At 66.9% G+C, this 23,399-nt stretch carries 24 protein-coding genes and 1 tRNA gene; 17 read left to right on the plus strand and 8 right to left on the minus strand.

Features of this window, described 5'->3' with window-relative positions; all coding sequences use genetic code 11:
- The first annotated feature begins 163 nt into the window (after positions 1 to 163).
- Complete coding sequence (locus tag ACILRJ_RS09020) at positions 164 to 1,327, plus strand: hypothetical protein (RefSeq protein ID WP_395682558.1); 1,164 nt, start codon at positions 164 to 166, stop codon at positions 1,325 to 1,327.
- A gap of 111 nt (positions 1,328 to 1,438) precedes the next feature.
- Here ACILRJ_RS09020 and ACILRJ_RS09025 read toward each other — a convergent pair whose 3' ends face one another.
- From ACILRJ_RS09025 to ACILRJ_RS09035, 3 genes are all read right to left on the minus strand, one after another.
- Positions 1,439 to 2,839, minus strand: coding sequence for a PhoH family protein (locus ACILRJ_RS09025; protein WP_395682560.1), 1,401 nt, complete (start codon positions 2,837 to 2,839; stop codon positions 1,439 to 1,441).
- A gap of 82 nt (positions 2,840 to 2,921) precedes the next feature.
- Complete coding sequence (locus ACILRJ_RS09030; protein WP_395682562.1) at positions 2,922 to 3,383, minus strand: peroxiredoxin; 462 nt, start codon at positions 3,381 to 3,383, stop codon at positions 2,922 to 2,924.
- A gap of 2 nt (positions 3,384 to 3,385) precedes the next feature.
- On the minus strand, positions 3,386 to 3,970 hold the full coding sequence (locus ACILRJ_RS09035; protein ID WP_395682564.1) for a glycine cleavage system protein R: 585 nt from the start codon (positions 3,968 to 3,970) through the stop codon (positions 3,386 to 3,388).
- Between the two features lie 208 nt (positions 3,971 to 4,178).
- Between ACILRJ_RS09035 and dapA the strand changes: the two genes are divergently transcribed.
- Together dapA and ACILRJ_RS09045 are read left to right on the plus strand one after the other, a co-directional pair.
- Positions 4,179 to 5,081 (plus strand): 4-hydroxy-tetrahydrodipicolinate synthase, encoded by a 903-nt coding sequence (gene dapA, locus ACILRJ_RS09040; protein WP_395682566.1) that lies wholly within the window; start codon positions 4,179 to 4,181, stop codon positions 5,079 to 5,081.
- Between the two features lie 52 nt (positions 5,082 to 5,133).
- Positions 5,134 to 5,751 (plus strand): hypothetical protein, encoded by a 618-nt coding sequence (locus ACILRJ_RS09045; protein WP_395682568.1) that lies wholly within the window; start codon positions 5,134 to 5,136, stop codon positions 5,749 to 5,751.
- A gap of 92 nt (positions 5,752 to 5,843) precedes the next feature.
- Here the strand turns inward: ACILRJ_RS09045 and fdxA are convergent, their stop codons facing one another.
- The gene (fdxA, locus tag ACILRJ_RS09050; protein ID WP_395682570.1) at positions 5,844 to 6,167 is read right to left on the minus strand and encodes a ferredoxin FdxA; all 324 of its coding nucleotides are present in this window, start codon (positions 6,165 to 6,167) and stop codon (positions 5,844 to 5,846) included.
- Positions 6,168 to 6,221: 54 nt separating this feature from the next.
- A tRNA-Glu gene (locus ACILRJ_RS09055) sits at positions 6,222 to 6,297 on the minus strand.
- Positions 6,298 to 6,369: 72 nt separating this feature from the next.
- On the opposite strand from ACILRJ_RS09055, the gene pcnB reads away from it, so the two are divergent.
- The 5 genes from pcnB (at position 6,370) to panD (ending at position 10,739) form a co-directional block, all read left to right on the plus strand.
- Positions 6,370 to 7,755 carry a polynucleotide adenylyltransferase PcnB gene (pcnB, locus tag ACILRJ_RS09060; protein ID WP_395682572.1) on the plus strand — a complete coding sequence of 462 codons (1,386 nt, stop codon included), beginning with the start codon at positions 6,370 to 6,372 and terminating at the stop codon, positions 7,753 to 7,755.
- Positions 7,748 to 8,284 carry a 2-amino-4-hydroxy-6-hydroxymethyldihydropteridine diphosphokinase gene (gene folK / locus ACILRJ_RS09065; protein ID WP_395682574.1) on the plus strand — a complete coding sequence of 179 codons (537 nt, stop codon included), beginning with the start codon at positions 7,748 to 7,750 and terminating at the stop codon, positions 8,282 to 8,284. The genes pcnB and folK overlap by 8 nt, the downstream gene beginning before the upstream one ends.
- Positions 8,285 to 8,312: 28 nt before the next feature.
- On the plus strand, positions 8,313 to 9,128 hold the full coding sequence (panB, locus tag ACILRJ_RS09070) for a 3-methyl-2-oxobutanoate hydroxymethyltransferase (RefSeq protein ID WP_395682576.1): 816 nt from the start codon (positions 8,313 to 8,315) through the stop codon (positions 9,126 to 9,128).
- Positions 9,125 to 9,973, plus strand: a complete 849-nt coding sequence (panC, locus tag ACILRJ_RS09075; RefSeq protein WP_395683072.1) for a pantoate--beta-alanine ligase — start codon at positions 9,125 to 9,127, stop codon at positions 9,971 to 9,973. Before panB ends, panC begins: the two co-directional genes overlap by 4 nt.
- A gap of 385 nt (positions 9,974 to 10,358) precedes the next feature.
- On the plus strand, positions 10,359 to 10,739 hold the full coding sequence (gene panD, locus ACILRJ_RS09080) for an aspartate 1-decarboxylase (protein ID WP_395682578.1): 381 nt from the start codon (positions 10,359 to 10,361) through the stop codon (positions 10,737 to 10,739).
- 94 nt (positions 10,740 to 10,833) lie between these two features.
- Here panD and queG read toward each other — a convergent pair whose 3' ends face one another.
- Entirely contained in the window at positions 10,834 to 11,916 is a 1,083-nt protein-coding gene (gene queG / locus ACILRJ_RS09085; protein WP_395682580.1) for a tRNA epoxyqueuosine(34) reductase QueG, read from the minus strand.
- Between the two features lie 53 nt (positions 11,917 to 11,969).
- On the opposite strand from queG, the gene ACILRJ_RS09090 reads away from it, so the two are divergent.
- The 9 genes from ACILRJ_RS09090 to ACILRJ_RS09130 all read left to right on the plus strand — a co-directional run bounded on the left by ACILRJ_RS09090 (position 11,970) and on the right by ACILRJ_RS09130 (position 20,977).
- Positions 11,970 to 13,463, plus strand: coding sequence for an NAD(P)H-hydrate dehydratase (locus tag ACILRJ_RS09090; protein ID WP_395682582.1), 1,494 nt, complete (start codon positions 11,970 to 11,972; stop codon positions 13,461 to 13,463).
- Positions 13,460 to 13,939: a tRNA (adenosine(37)-N6)-threonylcarbamoyltransferase complex ATPase subunit type 1 TsaE gene (gene tsaE / locus ACILRJ_RS09095; RefSeq protein WP_395682584.1), complete on the plus strand. Its 480-nt coding sequence runs from the start codon at positions 13,460 to 13,462 to the stop codon at positions 13,937 to 13,939. The genes ACILRJ_RS09090 and tsaE overlap by 4 nt, the downstream gene beginning before the upstream one ends.
- A gap of 115 nt (positions 13,940 to 14,054) precedes the next feature.
- Positions 14,055 to 15,392, plus strand: coding sequence for an N-acetylmuramoyl-L-alanine amidase (locus ACILRJ_RS09100; RefSeq protein WP_395682586.1), 1,338 nt, complete (start codon positions 14,055 to 14,057; stop codon positions 15,390 to 15,392).
- Positions 15,393 to 15,519: 127 nt separating this feature from the next.
- Positions 15,520 to 17,316, plus strand: coding sequence for a DNA mismatch repair endonuclease MutL (gene mutL, locus ACILRJ_RS09105; protein WP_395682588.1), 1,797 nt, complete (start codon positions 15,520 to 15,522; stop codon positions 17,314 to 17,316).
- A 114-nt stretch (positions 17,317 to 17,430) separates the two neighbouring features.
- On the plus strand, positions 17,431 to 18,336 hold the full coding sequence (locus ACILRJ_RS09110; protein WP_395683074.1) for a DUF1684 domain-containing protein: 906 nt from the start codon (positions 17,431 to 17,433) through the stop codon (positions 18,334 to 18,336).
- A 220-nt stretch (positions 18,337 to 18,556) separates the two neighbouring features.
- Positions 18,557 to 19,207 (plus strand): FKBP-type peptidyl-prolyl cis-trans isomerase N-terminal domain-containing protein, encoded by a 651-nt coding sequence (locus ACILRJ_RS09115; protein WP_395682590.1) that lies wholly within the window; start codon positions 18,557 to 18,559, stop codon positions 19,205 to 19,207.
- A 131-nt stretch (positions 19,208 to 19,338) separates the two neighbouring features.
- A complete protein-coding gene (locus tag ACILRJ_RS09120) occupies positions 19,339 to 19,521 on the plus strand; it encodes a DUF1289 domain-containing protein (RefSeq protein WP_395682592.1) in 183 nt (60 codons plus the stop codon).
- A complete protein-coding gene (locus ACILRJ_RS09125) occupies positions 19,518 to 20,129 on the plus strand; it encodes a CoA pyrophosphatase (RefSeq protein WP_395682594.1) in 612 nt (203 codons plus the stop codon). Before ACILRJ_RS09120 ends, ACILRJ_RS09125 begins: the two co-directional genes overlap by 4 nt.
- The gene (locus tag ACILRJ_RS09130; RefSeq protein WP_395682596.1) at positions 20,126 to 20,977 is read left to right on the plus strand and encodes a sulfurtransferase; all 852 of its coding nucleotides are present in this window, start codon (positions 20,126 to 20,128) and stop codon (positions 20,975 to 20,977) included. The genes ACILRJ_RS09125 and ACILRJ_RS09130 overlap by 4 nt, the downstream gene beginning before the upstream one ends.
- A gap of 112 nt (positions 20,978 to 21,089) precedes the next feature.
- Here the strand turns inward: ACILRJ_RS09130 and ACILRJ_RS09135 are convergent, their stop codons facing one another.
- Both ACILRJ_RS09135 and ACILRJ_RS09140 read right to left on the minus strand, forming a co-directional pair.
- Positions 21,090 to 21,845 carry an enoyl-CoA hydratase/isomerase family protein gene (locus tag ACILRJ_RS09135; RefSeq protein WP_395682598.1) on the minus strand — a complete coding sequence of 252 codons (756 nt, stop codon included), beginning with the start codon at positions 21,843 to 21,845 and terminating at the stop codon, positions 21,090 to 21,092.
- A 56-nt stretch (positions 21,846 to 21,901) separates the two neighbouring features.
- Entirely contained in the window at positions 21,902 to 23,302 is a 1,401-nt protein-coding gene (locus tag ACILRJ_RS09140) for a DUF4139 domain-containing protein (RefSeq protein WP_395682600.1), read from the minus strand.
- Between the last annotated feature and the right edge of the window lie 97 nt (positions 23,303 to 23,399).

Genomic DNA, 23,399 nt, shown 5'->3' on the forward strand with positions numbered 1-23,399 from the left:
GCGCTGGAAGGGGCCGTTTTGCAACGGATTTGTCGTAAAAAGGCTGCGGATGCGCTTGACAACTGTTGCGTTTTCGCCAAGGATAGGCCGCGGATTACATCACAAGCACTCCATGATCGCAGCAGGGGCGATGCAGCGGGCAACAGCAATCGCAGGGAGATGGATGGGGGCGCTGGGCACAGGGCTGGCGCTCCCATTTTTTTCCGTACTCGTGCAGGCCGCGCCGCTTGACGGCGGGCCGGCTGCTGCGCGCGCCGCAGAGTTGCAGCAGGGTGCCGGCGGTTCGGTGCTCGCGCGCTGGCATGACTACGCGCTGGCCAGCATCACGCCACAGTTTTCCTGGGCGTTGCAGCCGCAGGCGCTGGTCGCGCCGCACGTGCTCGACAATTATTCCGGTGAAATCGAGCGGCCGTCCTTGTTCGGAGGGCCCGCGGGCGGTTCCAGCCGCTTGTCGATTTCGGTCGCGACCGGCGCAGTTTCCGACACGCCGAGCGTATTGCCGACCGGTGAGCGGACGCACTGGGCCGGCCTGCCGAATGCAGGCTTGCAGCGCACCGTCATTGCGCCGTCGCTGGACACGAACTGGGGCGAGCGCGGCAACGTGCGCCTGACCGGTGTGCTCGCCTACCAGAGGTTTGCGAGCATCGACCTCGGCACCACGACGAACACTTGGCGCCCGTTGCCGACCTGGGGGCGCGACAGTTCATACGGCGCGGGTGCGCGCATCGATGTCGGCAACATCATCGGCACGCATTTGCGCTGGGAGCTCGGAGTGCAGTCGCGCGTCGGCATGGACGCATTCGCGAACTATCGCGGCGTGTTTGCCGACAAGGGCGATTTCGACATTCCCGCGAGTGCCACGGCGAGCGTCAGTTATGCGCTCACCCCGGATTTCTCGCTCGATGCCGGCGTGCAGCGCGTGCAGTACAGCGCGATCCGTCCGTTCACGAGTTCCAACCTGCCGACGCGGTTCCTTGCCTTGCTCGGCGACAGCTCCAGTCCCGTGTTCGCGTGGCGCGACCTCAACGTCTACAGCCTGGGTTGGACCCTGCGCGACGAGGATCTGGGCAACCTGCAAGTGCGTTACACGACACGCCAACAGCCGGTGCCGACCTCCAGGCTGCTTGAAAACGCGCTCGCATCCGCGACCGCGAACGACCTGTTCTCGCTCGGCTGGTCGCGCGCGATCGGCACCGGGACGAACGTCAGTTTTTCCGCGAGCTACGCCAGTTCGCCGTATTATCTGCTGATGCCTACCTACATCACCCGAGCCGATGGCACCGCGAGCCGCTTCGAATTCGAGGCATTGTGGTCGACGCGGTTCTAGCAGGCGGAAGCGGGAATCGAGAATCCTTCGAGCAAAACGCCCGCATCTGCGGGCGTTTTGCTTGACGCCGGAGACACCGGCTTTTTTTTTGCGATTCCCGACTCCCGGCTTCTAAAGCACCTCCGACGCATAATCCGCCAGCCGCGAACGCTCGCCCCGGCGCAGCGTGATGTGTGCGCTGTGTTCCCAGTTCTTGAAGCGGTCGACCGCATAGGTCAGGCCCGACGTTGTTTCGGTCAGGTAGGGCGTGTCGATCTGTTCGACGTTGCCCAGGCAGATGATCTTGGAGCCGGGGCCCGCGCGCGTGATCAGCGTCTTCATCTGTTTGGGCGTCATGTTCTGCGCCTCGTCGATGATCACGTAGCGGCTGAGGAAGGTACGCCCGCGCATGAAGTTCATCGAGCGGATCTTGATGCGCGAAGCGAGCAGGTCGTTGGTCGCCGCGCGGCCCCAGGCACCGCCTTCCTGCGGGTTGGTCAGCACTTCGAGGTTGTCGGTCAGCGCGCCCATCCACGGCGTCATTTTTTCCTCCTCGGTGCCGGGCAGGAAGCCGATGTCCTCGCCGACCGACACCGTCGCGCGCGTCATGATGATCTCGCGATAACGCTGCTGGTCCATGACCTGCGCGAGACCCGCCGCGAGCGCGAGCAGGGTCTTGCCGGTGCCGGCGGTACCGAGCAGGGTTACGAAATCGATCTCCGGGTCCATCAAGGCGTTCAGCGCGAAATTCTGTTCGCGGTTGCGTGCCTGGATGCCCCAGACCGAATGCGAGGCGCCGAGGCGGTAGTCGTCGACGATCTGCAGCACCGCCTTCTGCCCCTGCAGGTGCAGCACGCGCAGCTCGACTTCATCCTCGCCCGGCAGGTACAGGTTCTGATTGGGATGCCAGTCCTCGTCCTTGCGTCGTTTGACCTCGTAGAACGTGCGGCCGCGTTCGGACCACGAGCGCAATTCGCCGTGGCGATCCCAGAAGTTCGCCGGCAGTTCGGCGAGGCCGTTGTAGAGCAGGCTGAAGTCATCAAGCGCGCGGTCGTTCTCGTAGTCTTCCGCGGTGATTCCGTAGATCTTTGCCTTGATGCGCAGGTTGATGTCCTTCGACACCAGCACGACCGGTTCGCGCGGGCGCGCCTCGCGCAGGCCGACGACGGCGGCGAGGATGAGGTTGTCCGGCAGCGTGCGCGTCGAACGCTTGTCGATGGCGACATGCGCGTTGGTCTGGAAATACAGGCGCCCCGCCTTCGGTTTGCGGTCGAGCTGCAGTCCCTGCGGCAGGCGCAATTCCACGCCATCCTCGATCGGATGGCCGTTGCCGGCGAGCATCAGTTCGTTGAGGAAGCGGCTGACCTGGCGTGCATTGCGTGACGTTTCCGAGGTGCCCTTCTTGGCAGCATCCAGTTCCTCGAGCACGGTCATCGGTATGAACACATCGTGTTCCTCGAACCGGAACAGCGCGGTCGGGTCGTGCATCAGCACATTGGTGTCGAGCACGTAGATGCGCTTGCCTCGAGTCATGCGGAAGCCTCGTGGGGGGGAAGGGAGAGACGCATGCCGCTGCGCGCGTCGGGACAATCAGGATGGCAGCGGGAAATGACGGTCACGGGTGCGCGAGGCGCTCCAGTACCGCGGTCGCATGCCCGGGCACGCGCACGCCGCGCCACTCGGCGACGAGCGAGCCATGGGCGTCGATCAGGAAAGTGCTGCGGATCACGCCGATGAACTTGCGGCCATACAGCGTCTTTTCACCGAGCACGCCGAATGCGTTGCACCAGGTTTCATCGGTGTCGGCGAGCAGCGGGAACGGCAGCGCGTGCTTGTCGCGGAATTTCGCGTGCGACGCGACGGAATCGCGCGACACGCCGATGATCTCGCAGCCGAGCTTGCGGAATTTCGGGTAGAGATCGCGAAACCCGTGCGCCTCGCTGGTGCAGCCGGGGGTATTGTCCCTCGGATAGAAATAGACAACGACGGATTGGCCGCGCAGGTCCGCCAGTGCCAGCGTGCTGCCATCATGCAGGACGCCCTTGAGCTTGGGTACCTTCTTGCCGATTTCGGGCATCGTCAGAACTTCATGGGGTCCATGATCGCGTCGAGGTTGAGGCCGTCGCAGAATTCGAGGAAATCGTCGCGCAGCGCGGCGATGTGCATGGTGTTCGGGATGCCGATGGTGATCTGCGCCGAGAACATGTCGGCCCCGGTCTGCATCGCGCGATAGCGCGTCGAATGCAGCTGCTCGATCGTGATGTTCTGGCGCTCGAAGAACTCCGCGAGCTGGAACAGCACGCCGGTCTTGTCGGCAGCGACGACTTCGACCACGTAGGGCAACAGGTTCGACTGCGGTTGGCGCGCGCTGGTGCGAAAATGCGCCAGCCGCAGCGTGCCGTCGCGATCCAGCCGGGCGAGCGCGTTTTCGAGCTTGGCGATCGCGTCCCACGCGCCCTGCGCGAGGGCCAGCACACTGAGCTCATTGCCCAGCGTCGAGACTCGCGCCTCGGCGAGGTTGCAGCCGCATTCGGAGATGCGCTTGCTCAGCGCGACGAGGGGCGAGTTCGCGGGTGCGCCGAAGGCGCTGATGAGGAGATAGTTCTCGTTCGAAGCGGGGCGTGCCGCGGCATCGCCCGGGACCTGCTTTCCTGCCTGCTTCACGGTTCCCATGTCCTGCCCGTCGACACCGTAGACCGGTGCGCTCCGGGTCAGAATACTTGCGCGCCGAAGGGGTCGCAAGCCGAATCCGCGCCCTGTCGCGGATTGATCCGTTTGCCGGCGAAAAGCCACGCGCTCGCCCGGGCTTGCGCATGGACGCGCGCAAGTGTCGCGCTTACCATCGACGGCCTAATCCTCAGGCGGGTCCGACGTGATCCTTAAAGGCAGCATCTGCGCATTGGCGACGCCATTCCGGGCGGCTGACGGCGCGCTCGACCTCGATGCGTTCGAGCGGCTGATCGATGCGCAACTCACGGGTGGCACGCGCGGCCTCGTCGTAGCCGGATCCACCGGCGAGGCCGCCGCGCTGGACGATTCGGAATTCTCGCGCCTGATCGAGTGTGCGGTCGCGCGCGTCGGCGGACGCGTCCCGGTGCTCGCCGGCAGTGGCCTTCCGGCGACCGCGAAGACGATCGCGCAGACGAGACGTGCGGTCGCCGCGGGCATCGACTTCGCGCTGGTGGTCGCGCCTGCGTACGTGCGACCTACTCAGGAAGGCATGGTCCGCCATTTCAGCGAGGTCGCCGACCACGCCGGGGTTCCGATCGTTCTCTACAACGTGCCGACGCGCACGGCCTGTGATCTCGAGCCGGAAGCCGTCGCGCGGCTCGCGGCGCACGGCAATATCGTCGGCATCAAGGAAGCAGTGAGCGATGCGCAACGCATGCAGGACCTGCTCGCGCTGAAGAGCGAGGCATTCGCGGTACTCTCGGGCGACGATCCGACCGCGGCGCGCGCCATGCTGGCAGGCGCCGACGGGGTGGTCTCGGTGGCCGCAAACGCGGCGCCAGCGGCCTTCGCGCAGATGTGTGCGGCGTGCCTGCGGGGCGATCGGGCTGGCGCGATCGCTCTTGACCAGCGCCTGCAGCCGCTGTACGCCGCGCTCGGCGTCGAGCCGAACCCGATTCCGCTCAAATGGGCGCTGTCCCGCCTGGGTTTCGGCGACGCCGGCCTGCGCCTGCCCCTGACCGTGCTGAACGCAGACCACCATGCGATCGTCGCCGATGCGCTAGCGGGCCTCGGGATGGTCGAGGCCGCCGCCGCAGTCGGGTAGACTAGGCGGATCACCTGACGACGGGGCGGTATCTGTGAGACGGAACACCATCGTGTTGCTGACGACTCTCGTGTCGGGCTCGCTGCTCGGCGGCTGCGGTTTCATGCATCGCCACCTTGACCGCAAGAACGACGAGTACAAGCGTGCCGTGGAGTCGCGGCCGCTCGAAGTGCCCCCGGACCTGGACACGCCGAGCAGCAGTGGCGCGCTCACGGTGCCGGCGGTATCCGGGCGCGCAACCACCGCGGCGGCATCGACGAATCCACCGGGCGCCGCGCCCGCCTCGGTTACTCCGCCCGAGGCGTCGGCCACCCCGGGCGCAACGATTAGCGGCGACGGCCTCGCCGTATCCGATACCGTCGCGAGCACGTGGTCGCGTGTCGGGCTCGCACTGGAGCGTTCGGGCGTCGCGACGATCACCGGGCGCGACGAAGCGGGTCACGCCTATACGGTCGAGACGACCGGCCAGACGACCACCAAGCCAGGATGGTTCAAGCGTGCGATCACCTTCGGTCATGCCGGGAACAAGACCACCGCGCGCGTCCAGCTCAGCGTCCGGGTCAGCGCGGATGGCGCGGGCAGCCGGGTCAGCGTCGAAGGCAGCAATGACGATGCCTCGCGCGATGCCGCGCGTTCGCTGCTGAACAGCCTGCGCGAACGGCTCTCCTGATATCACCATTGATCGACGGCATGCCGGAAATGCAGGAGCAATTTCCGGCGTGCCCGACTGAAGTGCAGGGCGCCGACGCGCGATGCCGGTGATCAGCGTTCGAGCAGGGGAAGCTTGTCCGGCTTGCCGTCCCAGTCCTTGGCGTCGGCGGGTGCATCCTTGCGCTCGGTCAGCACCGGCCATGCCTTGGCCAGCTCGGCGTTGAGGGCGATGAAACCCTCCTGGCCGGCTGGGACGTCGTCTTCGGGATAGATCGCCTTGGCCGGGCATTCCGGCTCGCACAGCGTGCAGTCGATGCATTCCTCGGGATCGATCACGAGGAAATTGGGGCCTTCATGGAAGCAGTCGACCGGGCAGACCTCGACGCAGTCGGTGTACTTGCATTTGATGCAATTCTCGATGACGACGAAGGGCATGGAAGCTCGAATCCGTGGGCGGAGGCGCGCATCTCGGACGATCGCACGAATACATGGCGCTCCCTACGAGGTTCGAACTCGTGTTCCCGCCTTGAGAGGGCGGTGTCCTGGGCCGCTAGACGAAGGGAGCGTGGTTGGGAATTGCCGAGCTGCGTAGTATAACGAATCGATAACGCGCAGCAAACCGGAGCAGAAGGAACGGATGAAATCGGATCGACTCGTACAGGAAGCGCCGGTCCCCGGTTCGTTCCGTGTCATCCCGCGTGCCGAGCATGCGATATCGCGCAAGAGCATCTCTGCCGGCGCGCTGCGCGTGTTGTACCGGCTGCACGAGGCGGGTCATCGTGCCTGTCTGGTCGGTGGCGCCGTGCGCGACCTGCTGCTCGGCGGCCATCCCAAGGATTTCGATGTCGCCACCGACGCGACGCCCGAGCAGGTGCGCGCGCTGTTCCGCAATTGCCGCCTGATCGGACGCCGTTTCCGCCTTGCCCACGTCGTGTTCGGGCGCGAGATCGTCGAGGTTGCGACGTTTCGCGGCAGCAGTGACGACGGCAGCGGCGACCGCCATCTCGTCGATGGCCGGCTGGTGCGCGACAACGTGTACGGCTCGATCGAGGAAGATGCGGTGCGCCGCGATTTCACCATCAACGCGCTGTATTACGACATTGCAGACTTCAGCGTGCTCGATTCGGTCGGCGGCATGGACGACCTGCGTCATCGCATGCTGCGCCTGATCGGCGATCCGGAGCAGCGTTACCGCGAGGACCCGGTGCGCATGCTGCGCGCGGCGCGCCTCGCGGCGAAACTGGGCTTCGGCATCGACGCGGCGACCGCGGCGCCGTTCGCGACGCTCGGCGCCTTGCTGGCGGAGGCGCCGCCGGCGCGCCTGTTCGACGAATCTCTGAAGATGTTCCTCGCCGGGCATGGCCTAGCCAGCTTCCGTACCCTGGAACAGCACGGTTTGTTGCAGCAGGTGTTTCCGGCGACCGCGCGCGTGCTCGCACGGGAAGGCTCGGGTCATTTCAGACACCTGATCGAACAGACGCTGGCGAACACCGACGCGCGCGTGCGCGAGGACAAGCCGGTGACGCCGGCATTCCTGTTCGCCGCCTTGTTGTGGGAGCCGGTGCGGCTCGCCGCGCAGGCGCTCGTCGACACCGGCTCGGACCCGATCGCCGCGTGGTCGCATGCGGCCGAGCGCATCCTGCGCGAGCAGGCGCAGCGGGTCGCGATCCCGCGTCGTTTCACGATCGCGGTCGAGGAGATCTGGGCGATGCAGCCGCGCTTCTCGCAGCGCACCAGGAAGCGTGCGTTCCGTCTGCTCGAGCACCCGCGTTTCCGCGCCGCCTACGATTTCCTCGTGCTGCGCGCGGACGAGTCGCCGGAACTGGCCGAGCTCGCGGCGTGGTGGACCGAGGCGCAGTCGCTCGGCCATGAACAACTCGGCGAACGTCTCGCCAGCGTGCCCCCATCGGCGTCGGTGGAGGCCGCGGCCGTCGCGCCCGGCAAGCGCAAGCGTCCGCGCCGTCGCCGTCGCAAGGGCAAGGCCGGCGCCGCGGTCGCGCCGACGGCGGAAGGCGGTGACTGAGCCGCAGCCGGCCGCGCGCGCTTTCATCGGGCTCGGCAGCAACCTGGATGACCCGCCAGCGCAGCTCGCGCGTGCGCAGGACGAACTCGATTCGATCCCGGCGACCCGCTTGCTGCGGCGCTCGTCGCTGTATCGCAGCGCACCGTGGGGCGTCGTCGAGCAGCCCGTGTTCGTCAATGCCGTCGTCGAGATCGAGACGCGCCTGTCCCCGCGCGCACTGCTGCACGCTTTGCTCTCGATCGAACAGGCGCATGGTCGCGATCGCGCCGTCGAACGCTGGGGCCCGCGCACGCTCGATCTCGACTTGCTCGCCTATGCGGACCTGCGCATCGACGAGCCGGGCCTCGTCGTGCCGCATCCGCGCCTCGCGCAGCGCGCGTTCGTGCTGATGCCGCTGGCCGAGATCGCGGCCGACTTCGTGGTTGCGGGCGCGGGGCGCGTGCGCGAGCTGCTTGCCCGCGTCGATCAGGCCGGATGCGAACGCATCGGCGGATTGTTGCTTGAGCGCGCTCGCCCTCGCGCGGAATAATGCGCACCCCAGCCAACCGCCGGCCGCCATGTACGCGAACAGCGTGAACACCGTTCCGCTCACCGTCCCGGAGATCCAGTCGTTCAAGCGCAAGGCGGCGAAGATCGTCGCGGTCACCGCCTACGATGCGAGCATCGCCGCGCGTGCGGACGAGGCCGGCGTCGACCTGGTGCTGGTCGGCGATTCGCTCGGCATGGTCGTGCAGGGACATGCGAGCACGCTGCCGGTCACGATGGATGCGATGGTCTATCACACCACCTGTGTCGCGCGCGGACTGCGTCGCCCGCTGCTCGTCGCGGACCTGCCGTTCATGAGTTTTCGCGAACCCTCGATCGCCTTGACCAATGCCGCGCGCCTGCTTGGCGAGGGTGGTGCGGCGATGGTCAAGCTCGAGGGCGCCGACTGGGTCTGCGAGGTCATCCACGTTTTGAAGCGCCACGACGTGCCGGTATGCGCGCACCTTGGCCTGACCCCGCAGTCGGTGCTCCGGCTCGGCGGGTATCGCGTGCAGGGGCGCGACGATGCGACTGCGGCGCGCCTGCGCGCCGACGCGCGCGCGGTGCAGGATGCCGGCGCCGACCTGCTCGTGCTCGAATGCGTCCCGGCGGCGCTCGCGGCGCAGATCACGCGCGAGATCGCCATCCCGACCATCGGCATCGGTGCCGGCGTCGATTGCGACGGTCAGGTGCTGGTGATGCAGGACCTGCTCGGCATCACGTCCGGCAAGCGGCCGCGGTTCACCAGGGACTTTCTCGCCGGCAGTGGTTCGGTGCTCGATGCGATCGCGGCCTACGCCGCTGCCGTGCGCAGCGGCGCGTTTCCGGCTGCGGAGCACAGCTACTGATGCGCACCTTCGTTTCCGCCGCGCAGCTGCGCCCGCAGGTCGTGCAATGGCAGCGCGAAGGGCGACGCATCGGCTTCGTGCCGACGATGGGTAACCTGCATGCGGGCCACCATTCGCTGCTGGCGATCGCGCGCGAGCACGCCGACGTCGTCGTCGCGAGCGTGTTCGTGAACCCGACCCAGTTCGGCCCGAACGAGGACTTCGCCCGCTATCCGCGCACGCCCGAGGCGGACGCCGCCGGACTCGCGGCACATGGCTGCGACGCGCTCTTCCTGCCCGCGGTCGAGGACCTCTATCCGTATGGCGCCGCCAACAGCGTGAAGGTCAGCGTGCCGGAGCTGCCGGACCTGCTCGAAGGCGCGATCCGCCCCGGACACTTCGATGGAGTGGCCACGGTCGTTGCAAAACTTTTCAACATGGTCCAGCCGCAAGTCGCCGTGTTCGGGCAAAAGGACTACCAGCAACTGCTGGTGATCCGGCGCATGGTGCGCGATCTCGGCCATCCGATCGCGATCGTGGCGGCGCCGATCGTGCGCGAGGCAAACGGGCTGGCGATGAGCTCGCGCAACCAGTACCTCGATGCCGGTCAGCGCGCTCGCGCCGGCGCGATCCACGCGACGTTGCTGCGCATGCGGGCTGCACTGCTGCGCGGCGAGCCGGTGGCGACGGTGGAAGCGGATGCTCGCACCGAGCTCATGGCAGCGGGACTGGCGCCGGATTACGCGGTCGTCCGGCGAGCCGACGACCTCGGTGACCCGGGCGAGTCGAAGGGGGAAAAGGTTGCGTTGATCGCGGCGCGGACGGGGACGACCCGCCTGATCGACAATCTGCTCATCGGTACGTAGCTTTTTGTCCGCGGGGTGTGGTATTCTCCCCACCGTCGTTAGGGATTTCCGCAACATCGGGTTCCTGAAGACACGCAGGGCGCATTGTTAGGTAATCGTCACTCCGATTAGGACCCTCGCAGCGGCAATCGCGCGAGGGTTTTTTTTTGACGTCCATGGACGGACCGAATGCCCGAATTGCAGGAGCAAATTCCGGCATCCCCATGGATTGTTGGTCGGCAGGTCGCTTCCGGCGCCAGCCAACGCGAGCGCTCCATTGCGTCCTCGCGGTCGCTTTCCGGTAGCCGTCGACCGCGCCGCGCCAATGCTGCGCCCGCACACGGGTTTGCTATACTGATTCTTCCAGCGCATGTTGCGCGTACGCAACACTCCCCGGACAGAATCCATGCACCTCAACATGCTCAAGGCGAAGATCCATCGTGCCAGCGTGACCCACGCTGAATTGCACTACGAGGGCTCCTGCGCGATCGACGGCGACCTGCTCGATACCGCCGGCATCCGCGAGTACGAGCAGATCCACATCTGGAACGTCAACAACGGCCAGCGTTTCACGACCTACGCGATCCGCGCGGAAGAGGGCTCGGGCATCATCTCGGTCAATGGCGCCGCCGCCCACCGTGCGCAGGTTGGCGACATCGTCATCATCGCCGCGTTCGGCGCGTACGCAGAGGCCGAGGCGGAGCTGCACCAGCCGCAACTCGTCTACGTCGACCGCCACAACAAGATGACCCATACGAACCGCTCGATCCCCAAGCAGGCGGCGTAGGTCCTGCCGACCGGGTACGGCCGGCGAGAGCCAGCGATCGCGAAATCCTGGACGAGGAAAGTGACATCAAGCCGTGAGCCATACTGCTTCGTCGTTACGTTGTGACGGGAAGGTGGTCTGCCGGCTTTCCGCGTGCATGTTGCGCAAGCGCCCAGGCGACGTGTTCGCGCACGAGCGCGGAGTTGTCGTTCGCGCGTGCCCGCAGCGCCGCGAGTACGGTGGCTGACGACGGCGCATTGCCGAGCGCCACGGCGACATTGCGCAGCCAGCCTTCGTAACCGGTGCGGCGGATCGCCATGCCTTCTGTGTGCGCAAGGAAGTCCTGTTCGGTCCAGCCGAACAGGTCCACCAGCAGCGGTGAATCCAGCCCGCTGCGCGCGGCGAAGTCCGCTTCCGAAGTCGTTCGCGCAAACTTGTTCCACGGACACACCAGTTGGCAGTCGTCGCAGCCGAAGATGCGGTTTCCGATCAGCGGGCGCAGGTCCTCCGGGATCGAGCCGCGCAGCTCGATCGTGAGGTAGGAAATGCAGCGTCGCGCGTCGAGCTGGTACGGCGCCACGATCGCGCGCGTCGGGCAGATGTCGATGCAGCGCGTGCAGGTGCCGCAGTGCGCGGCGGGCGGCGTGTCGGTCGGCAGGGGCAGGTCGGTGTAGATCTCGCCGAGGAAGAACCAGGAACCCGCGTCGCGATCGAGCAGCAGGGTGTGCTTGCCGATCCAGCCGAGACCGGCGTTGCGCGCGAGTGCCTTTTCCAGCACCGGCGCCGAATCGGTGAACACGCGATGCCCGAACGGTCCGGTCACGCCGGCGATGCGTTCGGCGAGCTTCTGCAGGCGGTTGCGCATCAGCTTGTGGTAGTCGCGGCCGAGCGCGTAGCGCGAGACATAGCCTCGCTCGGCGTCGTTGATCACCCCCCACGCGCTGCGGATTCCGTCTGGCGCGTAGTCCATGCGCGCGGAAATCACGCGCACCGTACCCGGCTGCAGGTCCGCCGGGCGACTGCGCTTTTCGCCGTGGCGTGCCATGTAGTCCATTTCGCCATGATGTCCCGCATCGAGCCAGTTCAGCAGATGCGCCTCGTCCTCGGCGAGATCGATGCCGGTCACGCCGACCCGCTGGAAACCGAGTTCGGCACCCCAGCGGCGGATGTCGTCAGCGAGGGCGGAATAGTCGGTCATCGATGTCGATTCGGCGGAGCACGCAGGATAGCGCGCATGGATAGAATGGCGGGATGAACGTCGAGTCGAGCCATTCGGGTTTCCTGTACACCGCGGAGCAGGTACGTCGCATCGATCGCGCCGCGATCGAGCATTGCGGCATTGCCGGCACCGAATTGATGCGGCGTGCCGCGGCGGCGGCGTTCGATGCGCTGCGCCGGCGCTGGCCGCAAGCGCGGCGCATTGTCCTCCTCGCCGGTGACGGCAACAACGGCGGTGATGCCTTCATGCTCGGTCGCCTGGCGCTGGAGGCGGGCTTCACGGTCGATGCGGTCGCGTTGTCGCCCGATTCGACCGGCGACGCCCAGCTGGCGCGTGCGCAGTTCATCACAGCGGGTGGTCAGGTCCGCGTCGCCGCTGCCGCCACCGCATTGCCGGATGCGGATGTGTGTGTCGACGGCTTGTTCGGCATTGGTCTTGCGCGGCCGATCGAAGGCATCGCGGCCATGCTGGTGGACCGGCTCAACGCGCACACGGGTCGCGTGCTCGCGCTCGACCTGCCTTCGGGTCTGGACGCGGATTCGGGCACGCGCAGCGGTCCCTGCGTCCGTGCCGACCTCACGCTGAGCTTCGTGGGCTGGAAGCGCGGCCTGTTCACGGCGGATGCAAACGATGTGTGCGGCGTGCGCGAGCTGTCGGCGCTGGAGCTGCCGGCGCGCGCCTTCGAGGGCATCGACGCCGACGCCCACTTGCTCGACGGCTCGATCGATCGGCTGCTGCCTCGGCGCAATGCCAATGTGAACAAGTCGAGTTTTGGACATGTGCTTGTGCTCGGCGGCGAAGAAGGTTTTGGTGGTGCGGTGCGCCTCGCCGGCGAAGCGGCGCTGCGCTGCGGCGCCGGCCTGGTCAGCGTCGCGACGCGGCGCGAGCATGTCATGGCGCTGAATGCGGCACGTCCCGAATTGATGGCGCGTGGCATCGACGACGCGATCGCGCTGGAACCGCTGCTCGCGCGCGCGAGCGTCATCGCGGCGGGACCGGGGCTCGGTCAGCACGACTGGGGACGTGGCCTGCTTGCTGCAGCGTTCACGACCGGCAAGACGATGGTCGTCGACGCGGACGCACTGAACCTGCTCGCGCAGGCGCCACAACCCATGTCGGGTTCCGCGGTACTGACGCCGCATCCGGGCGAGGCCGCGCGCCTGCTCGCCTGCGATGTCGCGAGCGTGCAGCGTGACCGCTTTGCCGCCGTGCGCGAGCTTGCCGCGCGCTACGCCGCGGTCGTGGTGCTGAAAGGAGCGGGCAGCCTGGTGGCCGATCCGGCAGGTCGTGTCGCCGTGTGTCCGTGGGGCAATCCAGGAATGGCCAGCGCCGGCATGGGCGACGTGTTGACCGGCGTCATTGCCGCGCTGCTGGCTCAAGGGCTGGATGCATGGGATGCGGCCCGATTGGGCGTTGCATTGCATGCACGCGCAGGCGATATCGCCGGTGCGGACGCGCCGCGCGGGCTGGTGGCCGGCGACCTCCTGCCTGTTCTGCGCCGGCTCGCGAACGGGGTCGTCGGGTGAGCGTGCCGCTGGTCGTGCAGGGCGCGGACGAATCACGCCTGATCACGCTCGCCGAACAGCTCGCTCCTGCCCTGCGCGGCGGCGGTGCGATCCAGCTGCACGGCGCCCTTGGTGCCGGCAAGACCACGTTTGCGCGTGCACTGCTGCGCGCGCTCGGCGTCGGCGAGCGCGTCAAGAGCCCGACCTACAGCCTGATCGAGACGTATCGTGTGGGCGACCTCGACATTCACCATCTTGACCTCTACCGCATCGCCGACGCGGGCGAACTCGAATGGCTAGGCCTGTCCGACCTCGCAGTGGCATCCGCGCTGCTGGTGGTCGAGTGGCCGGAGCGTGGCGCGGGCGCGTTGCCGGCCGCCGATCTGCGCGTGGAGCTTCGCCATGCCGGCGCCGCGCGTGACCTGTTCGCGCAGGCGTGCAGTCCACGCGGCGAGGTCCTGCTTGGGGCCTGGAAGGCAGCCGCCCAGGTCGTTTGATCCGCGAAGGTTGCCGGTCGCTTCGGCGGTGTTGCCTTAGGAAGGTTCTGCAACTTGCCGGATTTCCAAGGAAAAGGCTTGCATTGTCGTGCGCCTTTCGGGTTGAATACGCGCCATGTCGGGGATTCGCCTTCATCGCTGGCTTTCCGCGTGCCTGGTTGCGTTCGCACCGGTCGCGGGCGTCGTCGATGCCGCCGAGATCAGGAACCTGCGGGTTTGGGCCAGCCCCGAGTACACCCGCGCCGTGTTCGACGTGTCCGGTCCGCTCGACTACAAACTCTTTGAATTGAGCAAGCCCGATCGCATCGTGCTCGACCTGCGCGCCAGCACGCTCGCCGCGGATTTCGACGCGCCAGCCGCCAAGGGCCTGCTCAAGGGCCTGCGGGCCGGCAAGCAGGGCAAGGGCGATGCACGCGTCGTGTTCGATCTCGCCGAAGGCGTGCATCCGAAGAGCTTCCTGCTGCCGCCGGCCGACAAGTTCGGCTATCGGCTCGTGCTCGACCTGTACCCGGCGAGTGCAAAGGCAACTCCGGTCAAGAGCGTCGCCGATGTGTCGACCGGCAAGGGGCGCGACGTCATCGTGGCGATCGACGCCGGCCACGGCGGCGACGACCCGGGTGCGACCGGTGCCAGCGGCACGCACGAGAAGACGATCACGCTAGCGGTCGCGCGCGAGCTCAAGAAGGCGATCGACAAGGCGCCGGGCATGACCGCGGTGCTTACGCGCGACGCCGACTATTTCATTCCGCTCGAGCAGCGTTACCTCAAGGCGCGCGAGGCCAAGGCCGACCTTTTCGTGTCGATCCACGCGGACGCGTTCACCAGCAGCGATGCGCGCGGTTCGTCGGTATGGGTGCTGTCGCCGCGCGGTGCGACCAACGAGGCTTCGCGCTGGCTCGCGGACCGCGAGAATCGTGCCGACCTCGTCGGCGGCATCTCGCTCGACGACAAGGACGACACGCTCGCAAAAGTACTTCTCGACCTCTCGCAGGGTGCGACGATGGGTGCGAGCAATGCGGTCGCCGAACAGGTGCTTGGCGCGTTGCGCAAGCTCGGGCCGACCCATCGCAACTACGTCGAGCGGGCGAACTTCGTCGTGCTGCGTTCGCCGGACGTGCCTTCGATCCTGGTCGAGACCGCATTCATCACGAATCCGGCCGAGGAAGCGCGCCTGACCAGCCCCGATCATCGCGAGAAGCTCGCAACGTCGATCCTCGACGGCGTGCGCGACTACTTCAAGGCCTCGCCGCCCCCCGGGACGCTGTTCGCCGCAAACAGCAGGCGCGAACGCAACGATCGCGCGAAGGCCTCGCGCTACGTCGTCAGCCGTGGCGAAACGCTGAGCGCGATCGCGGCGAACCATGGCCTGACCACCGCGCAGCTGCGTGCCGCCAACAACCTCGCCGACGAGCGCGTGCGCGTCGGCGCGGTGCTCGAGATACCTTCGGGCTGAAGGACGGCCAAGAGCGTAAAAGTTGCAACACGAAGGGTTGTCTTTGCTTCGTGTCCTTCGCGTTACAGGCTCTTGATCGGGGTACTTTGGGTGCGCGAACCACGGTCGGTTATGATGCGGGTTCGCCATGCCCCGCATCCGTTCGCTGCCCGTCGAGCTCGTCAACCAGATCGCCGCCGGCGAGGTTATCGAGCGTCCGGCATCCGTGGTGAAGGAACTGGTCGAGAACAGCCTCGACGCCGGTGCGCGCCGCATCGAGATCGACATCGAGCAAGGCGGCGCGCGCCTGATCCGCGTGCGCGATGATGGCGGCGGCATCGACGCGGACGACCTCGCGCTCGCTGTATCCGCACATGCGACCAGCAAGATCGCGAGCTTCGACGACCTCGAGCGCGTCGGCACGCTCGGTTTCCGCGGCGAGGCCCTGCCGTCGATTGCGTCGGTGGCGCGCTTCGCGTTGACCTCGCGCGCGCGTGGCGCGGATTCGGCCTGGCGCATAGAGGTCGATGGCGGCAAGGCGCGCGCGCAGACGCCGGCGCAGCATCCTGTCGGCAGCAATGTCGAAGTGCGCGACCTTTTCTACAACTTGCCGGCGCGGCGCAAGTTCATGCGTGCCGAGCGCACCGAGTTCGCGCACATTGAGGATCTGGTCAAATCGATAGCGCTCGCGCGCACGGCCACCGAGTTCCGTCTTACCCACAACGGCAAACCGGTGCGCCTGTTGAAACCCGCCGATGCCGAAACCGGGCACGCGCGACGCGTCGGCGACGTGCTCGGCGACGAATTTCTCGCGCACAGCCTGCGCGTCGAGCATGCGGCGGCCGGGTTGCGCCTGCACGGCTGGGTCGGGTTGCCGACCGCCTCGCGCGCGCAAGCCGACCAGCAGTATTTCCACGTCAACGGGCGCCTCGTGCGCGATCGTCTCGTCGCCCACGCGGTGCGCCAGGCGTACGCGGACGTGTTGTTCCACGGTCGTCATGCCGCGTTCGTGCTGTTCCTCGAACTCGATCCGGCGCTGGTCGACGTCAACGTGCATCCGGCCAAGCACGAAGTGCGCTTTCGCGAAGGTCGCCTCGTGCACGATTTCCTGTACCGCTCGCTCAACGACGCGTTGTCGGCGGCACGTGCCGGTGGCACGGGCGCGGCAACAGTGAATGCCACCGTCGCATCGGCGGCGGGACCGTTCGGGCAATGGTCCTCGCAGCAGCAGGGGCTCGGCCTCGGTGTGCGCGAACCGCTGGCGGACTACGCCGCGTTGTTCGGCACGGGCGCGCCGCAACTCGGTTCCGGCATGCCGTTTGCGGGCGATGTCGAACGCGCTGCCGGCAATGCCGACGAGATCCCTCCGCTCGGCTTCGCGCTCGCCCAGTTGCATGGCATCTACGTGCTGGCAGAGAACCGCCACGGGCTCGTGCTGGTCGACATGCATGCCGCGCACGAACGCATCACCTACGAAAAGCTGAAGACCGCGCAGGACGGCGAGGGTATCCGCTCGCAGATGCTGCTGGTGCCGTTGACGCTTGCGGTCAGCGAACGCGAAGCCGCGCTGGTCGAGGAGCAGGCGCAGCGGTTCGCGCAACTCGGCTTCGATCTCGTGCGCAATGGCCCGCAGGGCATCTCGGTGCGGCGCATCCCGGTCGCGCTGGACGGGGCGGACGTCGCGCAGCTCGTGCGCGATGTGGTGGCCGACCTCACCGTGCACGGCCAGACGCGACGCATCGAGGAGAGCGCGAACGAACTGCTGGCGACGATGGCCTGCCACGGTTCGGTGCGCGCGAACCGGCGCCTGAGCCTGCCGGAGATGAATGCGTTGTTGCGCGAAATGGAGGCGACCGAACGTTCCGGCCAGTGCAATCACGGCCGGCCGACTTGGGTGCAACTGCCGATTCCGGAGCTGGACCGCCTGTTCCTGCGCGGGCGGTGACGCATCCCGGTTGACTTTTATCCGCTTAAATTCGACGCTTCGTCGTTCGCTTCCTCTTGCGTTCCCGCGCGGATCTTCCGCCGCAACCTGCCCCCGAGGTAACGCCACATGCTGATGCTGAAGACCGCCGCGCTCGCCGCGGCCAGTTTCGCCGGAGTCCAGTTGATGTCCGCCCATGTCGACACCAGTACGCCAGGCGCCGACCCCGTGAAGCAGGTCGAGGCATGGCGCGCGCAACGCCTGGAGCGCCTGAAGGCGCCGAATGGCTGGCTCAGCCTGATCGGTCTGCATTGGCTCAAGGAAGGGAAGAACAGCGTCGGCAGCGCCAAGGGCAACGACGTGGTGCTCGCGGCGGGTCCGGCGCGCCTCGGCTCGATCACGCTGAAGGACGGCAAGGCAACGATCGAGATCGATCCGAAATCGGCTGCGACGGTTGATGGCAAGGCGCTTGCCTCGGCCGAGCTGCTGGATGATTCGCACGAGAAGCCGACCACGGTCACGTTCGGCACGGCCAGCTTCTATCTGATCGACCGCAACGGCAAGAAGGCGTTGCGCGTGAAGGACAGCGAGGCGAAGACGCGCAAGCAGTTCAAGGGCATCGATTCGTTCGCGATCGACCCGGCCTGGCGCGTCGAGGCGAAGTTCGAGGAATTCAAGCCCGCACACATGCTCGAGATCCCGACCGTGCTCGGCACGGTCGACAAGATGACGGTGCCCGGCAAGGTGACGTTCACCCGCGACGGCAAGAGCTACAGCTTGCTGCCGGTGCTGGAAACACCGGACGCGAAGGAACTGTGGTTCATCTTCGCCGATCGCACCAGCGGCAAGGAAACCTACGGCGCGGCACGGTTCCTCTACGCCGACCTGCCCAAGGACGGCAAGCTCCTGATCGATTTCAACAAGGCCTACAACCCGCCGTGTGCGTTCACGCCGTACGCGACGTGCCCGCTGGCGCCCCCGGAAAATCGCCTCGACCTGCGCGTGACCGCTGGCGAGAAGAAGTACGCCGAAGGCCACTGAGGCCGCGGCAGGCATCCGGTGCCCGGCCCGCGCGAGGCCGGGCAGCCGCGGTTCAGGTGGGGGCCGGATCATGGCGCGGCGTTGAACTTTGCGCGCCCGCCGCGTTCGGAACCGTCCACTTTGGACCGCGACAGGCCTCGGGTACACTAGCGCGCTTTTCCCGGCGCGGTGCCTCTTTGCGGCACCCCCACGATCCGCCATCCACCCCGGAGATACAGGCATGAAGTTCGGTTGGTCACTCGCCCTCGCGGCGCTGTTCGTTGCAGGGTCCGCGTCCGCGCAGGACACCACGTCCGACAAGGGCAAGATCTCCTACGCGATCGGTTACCAGATCGGTTCCGGCCTCGCCGACCGCAAGGTCGACGTCGACATCAACACGGTCACCCGTGCGGTGCAGGACGCGTTCACCAAGAAGACGCCGGCGGTGCCGGAAGCGGCGATGCGCGACGCGCTCGCCAAGCTCGACCAGAAGATGAAGGCCGAGGCCGACAAGATGCTGGCCGACAACAAGCGCGAAGCCGACGCGTTCATGTCCGGCAACCGCAGCAAGAAGGGCGTCGTCGTGCTGCCGAACGAAGTGCAGTACAAGTCGATCGAGGACGGCACCGGCAAGACGATCACGCCGGCCAGCGAAGTCACCTTCCATGTGCGCGTGTCGCTGACCAATGGCCGCGAGATCCGCAGCTCGTTCGTCGGCGAGCCGGTGAAGGCGAAGGTTTCGGACATGCCCAACATCTTCGGCACCAAGCTGCTGCCGGACGTGATCCAGAAGATGAAGGTGGGCGACCACTGGATGGTCTACCTGCCGCCGGAAGCGGCGTCGGGCAACCAAGTCTTCATCTGGGAAGTCAAGATCATCGACGTGAAGTAAGGTCCGCATGACCGTATCCCGTGCAGTACATGGATGTACGGTGACACGGGTTGCAGGAGCGGCTTAGCCGCGATGCATTCGTCCACGCAACGCCGCGCTCCGTCGCGGCGTTTGCGTTTCAAAGAGCCGACATGAATCAGCCGCATCCCATCCTCAGTCCCTGCATCGGCATCTGCCACCTCGGCAGCGACGGCTGGTGCGAAGGCTGTTTGCGCAGCGGTGACGAGATCGCGTGCTGGGTGGCAATGGGGGAGACGGAACGCCGTCGCCTGATGGACGAGGTCCTCCCGCGACGCGAGGCATTGCGCCGATGAGCGCCGCTGTGGACCGCCTGCGTCGCGCCGTGCGCAGCCTGTCCGATCCGCCGTATGGAGCGGGCTGGAACGCGGCCGACCTTGCCGACGTGCTGGACGCTTCGGTGCCGATGCGACCCGCGGCGGTGCTGGTGCCGTTCGTGCGTCGTGACGAGGAGCTGTCGGTACTGTTCACCGTGCGCGCCGGCCACCTGCGCCACCACGCGGGACAGATCAGTTTTCCGGGCGGCGGCATCGACGCGAGCGACACTGATGCGATCGCCGCGGCGTTGCGCGAAACCGAGGAAGAAACCGGCATCGGCTCGGCCGATATCGAACCGTTCGGTTATCTGGATGCGTTCGACACCGTGTCCGGTTACCGCGTGATGCCGGTCGCGGCGTTCGTGCGTGGCGCCTATTCGCTGCACATGGACGCCGGGGAAGTCGACGAGGTGTTCGAGGTACCGTTCGATTTCCTGCTGCACGAGGCCAACCTGCATCACGAGCAGATCCTCTGGCAGGGTCGTGCGCGAACGATCCATGCCTTCGAATGGGAGGGACGGCGCATCTGGGGCGCGACGGCTGCAATGCTGAAGAACCTGATCGATCGTCTGGAGGCGCTGCGATGACTCTGCCGAACCTCATCGGTGCCAACGACCTGGCCGAACGGCAACGGCGCGGTGACGTGCTGGTGGTCGACTGCCGCTTCGATCTCGCCGATACCGGCAAGGGCGAGCGCGAATACCTGGCGGGGCACATCCCGTCCGCCGCGTACATGCATCTCGACCGCGACCTGTCGGACCTGTCCAAGCGCGGCCTCGGGCGGCATCCGCTGCCGCACGACCTGGTGTTCTCGGAAGCGCTCGCGCGCATTGGCTGGCGCGCCGGCCTCGACGTGGTTGCCTACGACGATGCCCAGGGTGCGCTCGCCGCGGCGCGCCTGTGGTGGTTGCTGCGTCTTGCCGGCATCCGCAATGCGGCGGTGCTCGATGGTGGCTGGGCCGCCTGGCGAGCGGCCGGGCGGAAGGTCGAATCGGGTGCGACGACCCTGGCGCAGACGCCGGTGCAGCTGACCCTCGATCGCGCCCAGGTCGTCTGGTTCGACGAGCTCGAACGCCGTCGCGCGTCCGGCGACGTGCTGCTGATCGATGCGCGCGGGGCACCACGCTATCGGGGCGAGGTCGAGCCGATCGATCCCGTCGCTGGGCATGTGCCGAACGCGCGCAATCGACCCTTCGCGGACAATCTCGATGCAAGCGGATGCTTCAAGCCGCGCGAAGAACTGCGCAGCGAATTCGAGCGCGTGCTCGGCGGGCGCCACCCACGCGAGGTCGTGCACATGTGCGGCTCGGGTGTCACCGCCTGCCACAATCTGCTCGCGATGGAACACGCGGGCCTCACCGGCTCACGCGTGTTTGCGCCGTCCTGGAGCGGCTGGATCGCCGATCCCTCGCGCTCCGTTGCTACGGGTCCGTGAATCCGTTCGAAGCCAGGGACTGGAACACGAAGGAACACAGGGCCCACGAAGGACAAAAGAAAGCGCTTTTGTCCTACTTCGTGTGCTCTGTGTTGAAAGACCTTGTCTCGCTTCAGCCCTTGGCCTTCAATCGAGCGACGAGCGCGCTCAGAACCTGCTGTGCTTCAGGAGCGAACCAGCCGTCGAGGAAGTCTTCCACGGGCAGCGCGCGCGGGTCGGCGAACACGGCGGCGAGGTCTGCGCGCGCGAGTCGGCGCGTCTCGCCCATGGCGCGCGGCGGGAACTTCAGCAGCTCGGAAAGCCAGGCGACCGCGCGCGGCACCACCGCATCGACATCGGCGAGTTCGTCGACCAGGCCGATCGCATCGGCTTGTTCCGAGTCGAGCATCGCGCCCGCGACCATCATGCGTTCCGCGCGGTAGGTGCCGACGAGTCGGCGCAGTGCAGCCTGGATGCATTCCGGCACCGACAGGCCGACCTGGACTTCGTTGAGCCCGATGCGATAGGTGCCGCGCGCCATGATGCGGTAGTCGCACATGATCGACAGCACCGCACCGCCAGCCGGCGCATGGCCGGTGATCGCGGCAACAATCGGGATCGGCGAACGCGCAAGCGCCGCGCACAGGCCGAAGAAGTCATTCCAGAACACGCGGAACGCATCGCGATCGAGTTGCAGCAGAGTCGGAACGTCGAGTCCGGCCGAGAACAGGCCCGGCGCACCCGACAGCACAAGGGCGCGGGCGTCCTGGTTCGGCGCCGCCTCGACCGCGCTGCGCAGCGTGCGCACGAGCGCCGGATCGAGTGCGTTGACCGGTTTGCGGGCAAGGCGCAGTTCGTGGATCGAATCGTGCTGGATGATGTCGAGCATGGTATCGGGCGGCCTGGTAGTGGTCGGAGTGCGCGCAGCGATCGCTTCGCGCTGGATCATTCTTCCGCGGCGGTCCAGTTGTAGCGCACCGTGTAGTCGAGCACGGCCTTGGCGTTGGCCGGCACGGCGACGCGGAATTCGAGCAGGTCCGGCGTCTGCTGGTCGGGCTTCTGGCTCGATGACGCCAGGGTCCATCCACGCCAGCGATTGGGGTGTTCGCGTACGGTGATGGTACGCGCGTACTCGCCGTTGTTCGTCAGCGTGATGCGGAAACCCTCATCCATCCGTCGAGCGCCGCGGTCGATCTCGAACGCGGTGCGTTCGCGTTTTGCGGCGAGGTCGAATGCGGTGCCGAGCTGGACCTGCACGTCGCGACCCTTGGAGACATCGGCGATGCGGTTTTCGCCGAGCAACTCGCTGCGTCCGTCCTTGTCGCGCGTGAGCACGCGCAGGTTGCCGGCCGGGAGGTTTTCGGCGGCCACGAACAGGAGCTGGCTCTGCACCGGACCGCCGCCGTTCTGCCACGCGTCCCGTTCGAGCATCGGCTTGGCCGGAAACCAGGCATTGCCGCTTTCGTACAGCCAGCGTCGTTCGCAGGCGAGCTCGCTGCCCGCATACAGCGGTACCTGGGTCACGCTCGCGTCCGGCAGGTCGAGGTTGCCGTCGATGGCGTAGCTGCGGTAGTCGCCGAGCGAGGATTGCTCCGGGATGCCCTCCGGCGCGGGCGCTGGAGCGGCCTGGGCCTTCATCATCATCACGCGCGGACCGCGATCGTACTTGGCGAAGTTCGGCGAGCCCGCGATGAGTTTGAGCTTCGCGCCGGCGTAGTCGCGCCCGCTGCGATTGGCGATGGTGGCGAGTGCGTCGAGGCGCATGCGGCAACCGTCGTTGCCGAGCAGCAGCGCCGAATACGCGGCGCGCCAGCCAAGACCCGACGTCGGGTAGGTCAAGGTCGCTGCCGCGGCGCCGGCCTTGCCATCGACTGCGACCTGCAAGGTACTGCCCGGCAGGCCCGAACCCTCGGCGAATTCGACCCGAGCATAGTCGCGCACGTAGCTGACGCGGCCGTTCGCGCCACGGATGCCGACGCCGCTGCCGTCGATCGCGATCAGCATGCCATCGGCGAGCGGCTTGCCGTCCGTGCCGAACACCTGCACGGATTCGCCGCGATGCGCGGCGAGCAGTCCGCCATCGCCGGCGGACACCACGCGCTGCCCCAGCACGCGCGCGGCGCCGCCGAAATCGATCGCGACGGCTTCGGTATCGAGCATCGTCGGCAGGCCGTCGATGACGACGGTCTGGCGACCACCCGTGAGCGAGAGTGCGCGTTGTTCATGCACGATCGCATGACCGTCTGCGATCGGCTGGTTGCCGGCCTCGAACAAGCCGTCGCCGTCGCTGCGGTAGATCGTGATGGCGGGATCGGCGGAAGCGATCGTCGTTGCAACGATGGTCATGGCAATCACCAGCAATTTACCGAACGGATAGTCGCGCATCGTCGAACTCCAGTCGCGCAGGGTCGATGTGGCCTATGATAACGATCATGCCGGAGGA

The sequence above is a fragment of the Dokdonella sp. genome (genome assembly GCF_044227025.1).
Classification (GTDB): domain Bacteria; phylum Pseudomonadota; class Gammaproteobacteria; order Xanthomonadales; family Rhodanobacteraceae; genus Dokdonella_A.